Source organism: Ruoffia sp. FAM 20857 (genome assembly GCF_045528645.1).
In the GTDB taxonomy this organism is placed as follows: Bacteria; Bacillota; Bacilli; order Lactobacillales; family Aerococcaceae; genus Ruoffia; species Ruoffia halotolerans.
Genome location: NZ_JBGQRB010000067.1, coordinates 1 through 7407, shown reverse-complemented (window position 1 = coordinate 7407; position 7407 = coordinate 1). Strand labels below are relative to the sequence as shown.

7 protein-coding genes and 3 pseudogenes are annotated in these 7407 nt (G+C 37.7%); 5 read left to right on the top strand and 5 right to left on the bottom strand.

Translation table 11 applies throughout. The features are described from left to right. From ACEN4N_RS10740 to ACEN4N_RS10725, 4 genes and pseudogenes are all read left to right on the top strand, one after another. Positions 1-98 (top strand): annotated as a pseudogene (locus ACEN4N_RS10740) (IS3 family transposase); the annotation flags it as partial. Positions 99-525: 427 nt separating this feature from the next. Then, positions 526-861, top strand: coding sequence for a hypothetical protein (locus tag ACEN4N_RS10735; protein WP_407094215.1), 336 nt, complete (start codon positions 526-528; stop codon positions 859-861). 121 nt (positions 862-982) lie between these two features. Then, positions 983-2056: an iron-containing alcohol dehydrogenase family protein gene (locus tag ACEN4N_RS10730; protein ID WP_407094214.1), complete on the top strand. Its 1074-nt coding sequence runs from the start codon at positions 983-985 to the stop codon at positions 2054-2056. Between the two features lie 272 nt (positions 2057-2328). Then, a complete protein-coding gene (locus tag ACEN4N_RS10725; RefSeq protein ID WP_407094216.1) occupies positions 2329-2517 on the top strand; it encodes a transposase in 189 nt (62 codons plus the stop codon). A 119-nt stretch (positions 2518-2636) separates the two neighbouring features. Here the strand turns inward: ACEN4N_RS10725 and ACEN4N_RS10720 are convergent, their stop codons facing one another. Both ACEN4N_RS10720 and ACEN4N_RS10715 read right to left on the bottom strand, forming a co-directional pair. Next, positions 2637-3173, bottom strand: a complete 537-nt coding sequence (locus tag ACEN4N_RS10720) for a sigma-70 family RNA polymerase sigma factor (protein WP_407090804.1) — start codon at positions 3171-3173, stop codon at positions 2637-2639. A gap of 119 nt (positions 3174-3292) precedes the next feature. Beyond that, on the bottom strand, positions 3293-3568 hold the full coding sequence (locus tag ACEN4N_RS10715; protein ID WP_197105374.1) for a helix-turn-helix transcriptional regulator: 276 nt from the start codon (positions 3566-3568) through the stop codon (positions 3293-3295). 940 nt (positions 3569-4508) lie between these two features. Here ACEN4N_RS10715 and ACEN4N_RS10710 point away from each other — a divergent pair. Continuing rightward, the gene (locus ACEN4N_RS10710; protein ID WP_407090805.1) at positions 4509-5975 is read left to right on the top strand and encodes an FAD/NAD(P)-binding protein; all 1467 of its coding nucleotides are present in this window, start codon (positions 4509-4511) and stop codon (positions 5973-5975) included. Between the two features lie 236 nt (positions 5976-6211). Here the strand turns inward: ACEN4N_RS10710 and ACEN4N_RS10705 are convergent. From ACEN4N_RS10705 to ACEN4N_RS10695, 3 genes and pseudogenes are all read right to left on the bottom strand, one after another. Continuing rightward, a pseudogene (locus ACEN4N_RS10705) lies at positions 6212-6355 on the bottom strand (helix-turn-helix domain-containing protein); the annotation flags it as partial. A gap of 183 nt (positions 6356-6538) precedes the next feature. Continuing rightward, positions 6539-7207 carry a Crp/Fnr family transcriptional regulator gene (locus tag ACEN4N_RS10700; RefSeq protein WP_407094213.1) on the bottom strand — a complete coding sequence of 223 codons (669 nt, stop codon included), beginning with the start codon at positions 7205-7207 and terminating at the stop codon, positions 6539-6541. Between the two features lie 84 nt (positions 7208-7291). Further along, a pseudogene (locus tag ACEN4N_RS10695) lies at positions 7292-7407 on the bottom strand (IS30 family transposase); the annotation flags it as partial.

Genomic DNA, 7407 nt, shown 5'->3' with positions numbered 1-7407 from the left:
ATTATGAGGACGTAAAAAAGCTCATTGAAGAGTATATGGATTACTACAACAATGAGCGTTACCAATGGAACTTAGCGAAGCTAAGCCCTATTCAATATTATCAGTTTTGTACTACCAATGTCTATCCTTTAGCAGATATTTATTCAACACCTGCATTAACGCACATCAGAACGATTGAAATTGAAGAGTAGCTGCACTCAAAATGTGGCTCAAATAGTCCTTGACTATAGGACCAGTTCATTCATTTGGCTTGAGTTGGGGTAACTCAGGACAAACCGTATCTCCATTTGGCTTGAGTTGGGGCAACTCAGGACAAACCACTCGTCCATGTGGCTTGAGTTGGGGCTACTTAGGACAAACCGTATCTCCATTTGGCTTGAGGTGCAAATTCTTCGGCATTTTTATTAAAAACAAATGAGCATATACCGTATATTATTTCTATTTTCTAATATTATGTAGTATACTATAGTAAACTAGTACCATTATTAAATTTTATCAACTATTAAATAGTAAGGGGTTAGTATAATGAAGAAAATTGCCCGTACCTTTGCTACTATTGCATTTATCTTAAGTGTTCTATATCTCATTTACCTGTATGTAATGATTGATCAGTCGGCGTCTGCGAATGAAATCAGTCTATCAGATCAATTTACTGTGCACATTGTTTCAGTTGGACTGGCATTTTTAATGAATGGTGTGGGCTTAGTCTTCAATTCGAGGAACTTCGTCTTAGCTGGCGCGTTTTTCTATGTTGTGGCCATCTTACAACTACCGGGAAACCTCTTCTTTGTGGCTGTGCAGGCACTCTTATCCCTTGTTGCATTCATTGTCGGAAAGCCGGAACGAGACCAGTTTATATAGAACGTCACCCTGTCTTACAGAATGAACAGCAGGAATCCGATCTTTAATCGGGTTCACTTGCCATATTTATTAAATTCCCCTATAATTAAGATTAAAAAATTATAATAAAGAGAGGGATTTAATGACTTTAACTGTAAACTTACCCAACTTTACCATCGGAGAAAATGCCTACGACGAAATCGCAACTTACTGTACGCCTTTTGGAAATAAAGTAGCAATTATCGGTGGTAAAAAAGCCTTGAAAGCAAGTCAAGACCGAATCTTAGATGCTATTACATCAACCGATCTAGAAGTTGTAGATACTGTTTGGTACGGCGAAAATGCAAACTTATCGAATATTGATCGCATCGCTAGCATTGAGTCAGTTCAAGAAGCGGATATGTTGTTCGCAGTCGGCGGCGGGCGGGCAATTGACGCTGTAAAATCAGCGGGGTATAAGTTAGATAAGCCCGTTTTCTCTTTCCCAACGATTGCTTCAACGTGTGCCCCAACTTCAGCAGTCTGTGTCTTATATGAAGATAACGGCGAGATGCACGGTGTTCAGCAAATTCCGCAACCGCCTGTACATTCTTTTGCGGATAGTGTTGTGATAGCAGAAGCTCCGACTAAATATTTATGGGCAGGGATTGGTGACGCAATTACAAAAGAAATCGAGGCGACATTTTCAGCAAGAGATCGTGAGTTATCTTTTGAAAATGACCTAGGCGTTAAAATTGTCCAAGGCTGTAATGAACGATTGCTTGCGAACGGAAAAGCAGCGATGGATGCAGCGAATGAGCACAAAGCGAGTCCTGCGATCGACAAAGTTCTTCAAGAAATAATCGGTACAACGGCCTTAACATCAGTGTTAGTTGATAATGACTACAACTCAAACTTAGCTCACGCGCTCTACTACGGAGCGACAGCAACTAAGTCTGGAGAAACGCACTTGCATGGCGAATGGACGTGTTATGGAGCATTGGTCTTACTTACAATGGACAAACAATATGAAACACGCGATAAATTATTTGAATTCATGAAGAGCATTCATCTATCTACAAACTTAGAGCAGTTAGAACTGACATCTGAGGTAGACTTCAATAAGATGATAGATAAGTGTATGACCATGGCTGATATCAAGGTTTCACCGTATGAGATCACACGTGAAATGGTCGTCAGCGCAATACAAGAAGTTGAAGAATTGAATAAATTGTAAAGAAACAGGCAGGTAACTTTTGAATCGGTTACTTGCCTGTTTGTTTGGTTCTAACCTGAAGGCCAGTCCGGAAGAGTTCATACAGGCCCTAGATGGAAAAAAGCCGAATGAATCGTCTACTTTTAGAAGATTCTTTGGATGAATAGCGCTTTTATACTCAGAAAATCGATCGACTCACTCAGGATATCGAAGTCGACTTCTAAGATGACTTTCTCACCGAGTACGGACACCTCTTGGAAATTCCAGGGATAAAATAAACTGGAGCCGCAACAATTTTAGGTGAGTTTGATCCTAAGGTCGATGCTTTTTCATCAGTGAATCACATAGCTTCTTGGGCAGGTTTATCTCAAGGTTCGTATGAAAGTTCTGGGATAAAGAAAGCCTATCGCACGACAAGAGGCAATAAGTATCTAAGGACAGCGTTAGTCGCCTGTGCCCAAAAACGATTAAGAATTGTCTGAACGGATCCATTACAATGCAGAGAAAGCACTAGGTCAACGGCAACAGAGGCTAGTGCACAAATAGAAAGCCCCATTGTTTTTTAACAATGAGACTTCCGACATTCTAATTCAGTTATTTATTAATGATTCCCCTGCAATATGCCCTTCAATGGCATTAACTTCTCTTTTATTCGACTTTTGTACTTATTCATAATCTTACGACTTATTCCCAATTCATCCGCAATATCTTGACCCGTATATCCCCCCTGAAGCAAGTAGGCAAATATTTCTCGTTCTTTAACTGTGAGGACTTCATTCGCTTGTTCAATAAACACTTGAATTTCAGGGCTCAGCCCAAACACAAAGTCACTATGCAGCAATTCACTTAATTCTGAGACATCTGATCCGACGAAATCTGTGTTCTCTGCTGACTTTCGAATTAAATCCAAAGTATAACGATATAAACCTTGTTTCGCAAAGCCTAAGAAGCGAACAAGATCCTCTTTAAATGGATCCCCATCAAACTTATCTGCAAGGGTTAATAATTTCAAACGCAACTCCTGGAGATAATCATCATAATCAGCATGGATGCGTCGCATATTTACTCGACTTAAAGTCTTAAAAAGCAATGGCTCAAATTGTGACAATAACTTCTCATGTTCTTTCCGCGGATCCATTTATAAACCTCCTAATAAATGACAAAAGAAACAACCGACATTTACTATTATATACTCGATATGACTAAAATAACATATCAATTGGTTTATATTGAATGCCAATGAATTCACAAAATTATCTATAGTGACGGCTGCCCTTGGTCAAAGTCTCCTAAAGAATCTTTATCAATGTTTAATTGATACTCATGTGGAAAGAAGATCTGAACAAACTCATCGAAAGAGAGTTCCAACGCCCCAAAGAGTGCTCTTAACACTTCGAACTTAGGTTTTGTATGCCCTAACAGGATGTTCGAAATCGTCGAAGGCGACACTCCTATTTCATTTGCTAATTGCTGATTGGTATAACCACAAATATAGATTTTCTGTCGTAACCTCTTACGATCAATTTCATTCATTTTATGTTCCTCTTTTCTAAATATCTAGTATATGATTAATATTATTAATCTAAAAATAAGAATAAACTATTATAAAAGGTTAATCAATTGCTTTTCAACATGTTTACATAAAATTTACAATATACATTATTATATTGATAAAAATATAACCTAAAAAATATTTATCTTGGTGAAAAATATGAAAAAAATTTATTTCTCGGATCACAATATAGCGTATTGACTGCCCTCAGCATCTTTACAAGCTATCTCCCATAATTAGGTCTTTCCGAATTTCTTTACCCTCAAAAAGGTTTTCATACATAAATTATACAAATTGATTGGAATATTTTTGTTTAATAATTACCTAAATTATGAAAATTATGTTTTTAATCTAATTTATTCCATTATATTTTTATAAACTTAAGTGACTTAACAATAAAGTTTTATAATTTAAATTATTTTTACTTATTTTTTTGGATTGTAAATTTTATGTAAAGGTGTGATGGGCGACCGATTTGAGTGGCTGGAGGAGTGTGTGGTGATTATATGTAAAGTCGTTAGTAATTGATTGAGATGCATATATGGGTTGCCAATAAAAAATAAGACTTAGAATTTTGAATGAATTCATAGTCTTAACGAGAATGCCTTCATGAGGTTCCCAATTAATAGTTAAAGTACATGTAGTTTCATCTGTAGTATTGCGAGTCGAATCTACAACTTTGTCCACGTTCATAGGACCATTATAAAGAGACGCGACGCACTGCTTTTTAGATTCTCATTGGTTACAGACACTTTGGCTTTTCAAAGTACCCCCAATCAGTAGACCACCCCATTTTTATCACATCTTCCCTACTGGGCATAATTAATACAAATTTATCAATTGACTTTATTTCCATTTCCATAAGAAACCTTTATAATAAATAAGAATATATATATAAAATGTTGATAAGAGGAGTATGATATGAGAGTCGCAGTTGTTGGCGGTGGGATTAGCGGATTTACCATTATTCGGAAATTGCTATCGCATCCTAATTTTAATAATGATTTAACGATTGATTTATTTGAGAAAGATGCTAACTTCGTGGTGGGAGCGCCTTATGGCAAGGATACGAAAGAAGCTATTATGAATGAGCATGCGCAGGATTTGAGTATTTTCCCTGAGAGTCCTGATGATTTTTTAGTGTGGCTTAGTGAGAATCATGTGGAGTACGCTAACAATGATGCTTTTGTCCCCCGTGAATTTTATGGTGATTATTTATTTGAACGTTTAAGTTATTTAATGAATTCTGAGAAAGTGAACATACACGAATCAGCCATTGTTGATTGTGAGATCGATGCAGAGCGCGATATTTACCGCCTTCAAGCAGATGATGGTCAGTGGCATGAGGATTATCAAACGGTTTTCTTCACAATCGGCCATCCTCCTTATGCGGATTATTATCATCTCGAAGGAACACCCCAATATATTAACAGTCCAGTTCCTATTGATGAGACGCTTGCTCATTTGCAGCCCGACCAATCGATTGGCATCATCGGAACAGGCTTAACAGCTTTGGATGTGGTTAAATATTTATTGAAACAACATAATTGGACGCACCCGATTCGATTATATACTCACAGTAATACTCCTTTTAAAACGGTGAAATTCTCACGCTATCAAGGACAAATTCAACAAAGTTTTTCAGATGAATGGATTGACTCGCATCGTAATCAAGATGGGTTCATCTCTCTTGAAGTGATGGTTGAAACGTTTTTAAATGATTTGAAGGCCAATAATATCGATTTAAATAGGCTCTTGGAATTATACGGCACAGGGTCTATTAGCGAAATCCGCTCTGCCATCGCGCATCCCGATATTTCTTTAGGAAAGTTGCGTCGCTATATTGTCATGATGACGATTTATTTGCCGGATCTATATAACACACTTACACCCCTTGACCGCGATCTTTACAAGCAAAATTACGAACGCGTCTTTATTCATTTTAGAAGACAAATTCCAGTCGAATCTTTAGCTTTTATCTTGGAGAATTTAGATCAAGGTCGTTTGGAAATTGTGACGAGTTTGAAATCTATAATTACCGAGGATGATTCTTATCAACTGGAAACCGAGAACGGAGAAAGTTATCATGCTGATTATCTCATTAATTGTACCGGTTTCCAATTTGATATCCAAAAGGCTTTAGCATTTGATCCATTAATCAAAAATCTCTACCAACGAGACATGTTAACACCTTACTATCGCGGCGGGGCGATGGTTACTTGGCCTGATTGTCAAGTGGTCGCGAGCCGAGGTTTAATGCCAAATATGTATCTCTTGGGGCATTGGATTTCTAAGATTCATTATGGAAATAACAATATTCACTTGTGTATTAAGCAAGCGGAGCGTGTTGCGGAGAGCTTTATTGCACAATATGGAAATGATGAATAGGTAAATGTAAAAGGGATTGGCCTCGTGATTGTGAACGAGGCCTTTTTTGATATGTTTTGGGCCTCGTCACACACCACGAAGCCGAATATCACCCCACCCAACAGAAAATCCTCCCAAATATCAGATAGTTCGGGAGGATTATTTTGAGAATGTACTTTAATTGCTAACTTCTGTAACTAAAGTCTTGTTGACTAGTGTAGTAGCGACCGATGATTAAAAAAATCATGCTGATCGACACCTTGTTTCAAGAAATTAATAACGTTATAAATGGGCTGACGTGAACGCCTTAAGCGTTCAGCAATCATCGCAACAGAAATATTTTGATGATAATAAGATTCTATCATTACTAATTCATCCGTGGTAAGATGGGAGTAGGTCATTTATGATCACTCCTATTCTTCGTGGTGGAAGTATAGTTTGAGTGTATCATAAATGACTTTTTTATCTGTCTAGCTTAATTTTACAATCTACGGTGTATTTAATCTTAGCTAGCAAATAATAATTGAAAAGAGCTTTATACTCCATTTTTCGATAACTTCAAATCATATATCGTATTTCCCCCATCACTCCTCCAACCTCCCCAATTCCAATATCTCAATCACATTCGGTTTGGGTTGGCGGACTATCCCTGCCTTGGTCAACTTCGTCAAACTTCTGCTGAAGCTTTCTGGAGACATTCCTAGGAAGGATGCGAGTTGTTTTTTGGTTGAAGGGATCTCAATTGATAAGCTTTCTTGTTGGTTGTATGCTTCTAACAAGTAAGCCGCTAGGCGGTGGGACGTGCTTTCTGAAGTTATCCAAGTGGTTTGCTGTTCGGATTCGTTCAGGCGGTTGGATAACTCTTCCAGTAATTCTATAGCAATCTCTGGATTTTGAAGCAAGACATCTTTGAAGACATCGCGCTGAATACTGCAGACCGTTGTTGGCTCCTCCGCCTTGACATAGCGGTTTATTTGCCGGTGGCTGAACAATCCGGATTCTCCAATGAAGTCGCCCGCTTCTAATTGACGAATATACTGCTCCTTTCCCGACGCAGATAAGCGATATATTTGCACAAGACCCTTCTGAAGTAGATACAACGTATCTGAATCATCACCCGCCTGGTATAAATATTGCCCTGCCTTAAACTTCTTAACTTGAATCTGAGCTTGAATCTTCTCAATCTGATCACGTGTCAATATTTGGAACAGGGGAATCGTGCTTATACAATAATGATAATTGGAAAAATCCATATACTCATCCTCTCACTAATGATTTATCTCCTCTCATTATAAGGCAAAGCTACCGACTTTTACTCTTTTTTGCATCTTAAATTGTCAAATTAAGTGCAACACAGTTTTATAAAAGATTTCATAAGGTGTTTTCCAATTCAAACATTTTTTGGGACGTGTATTTAATTTCGTTGCCCAACCTTGTATCTCTTCATCAGTTG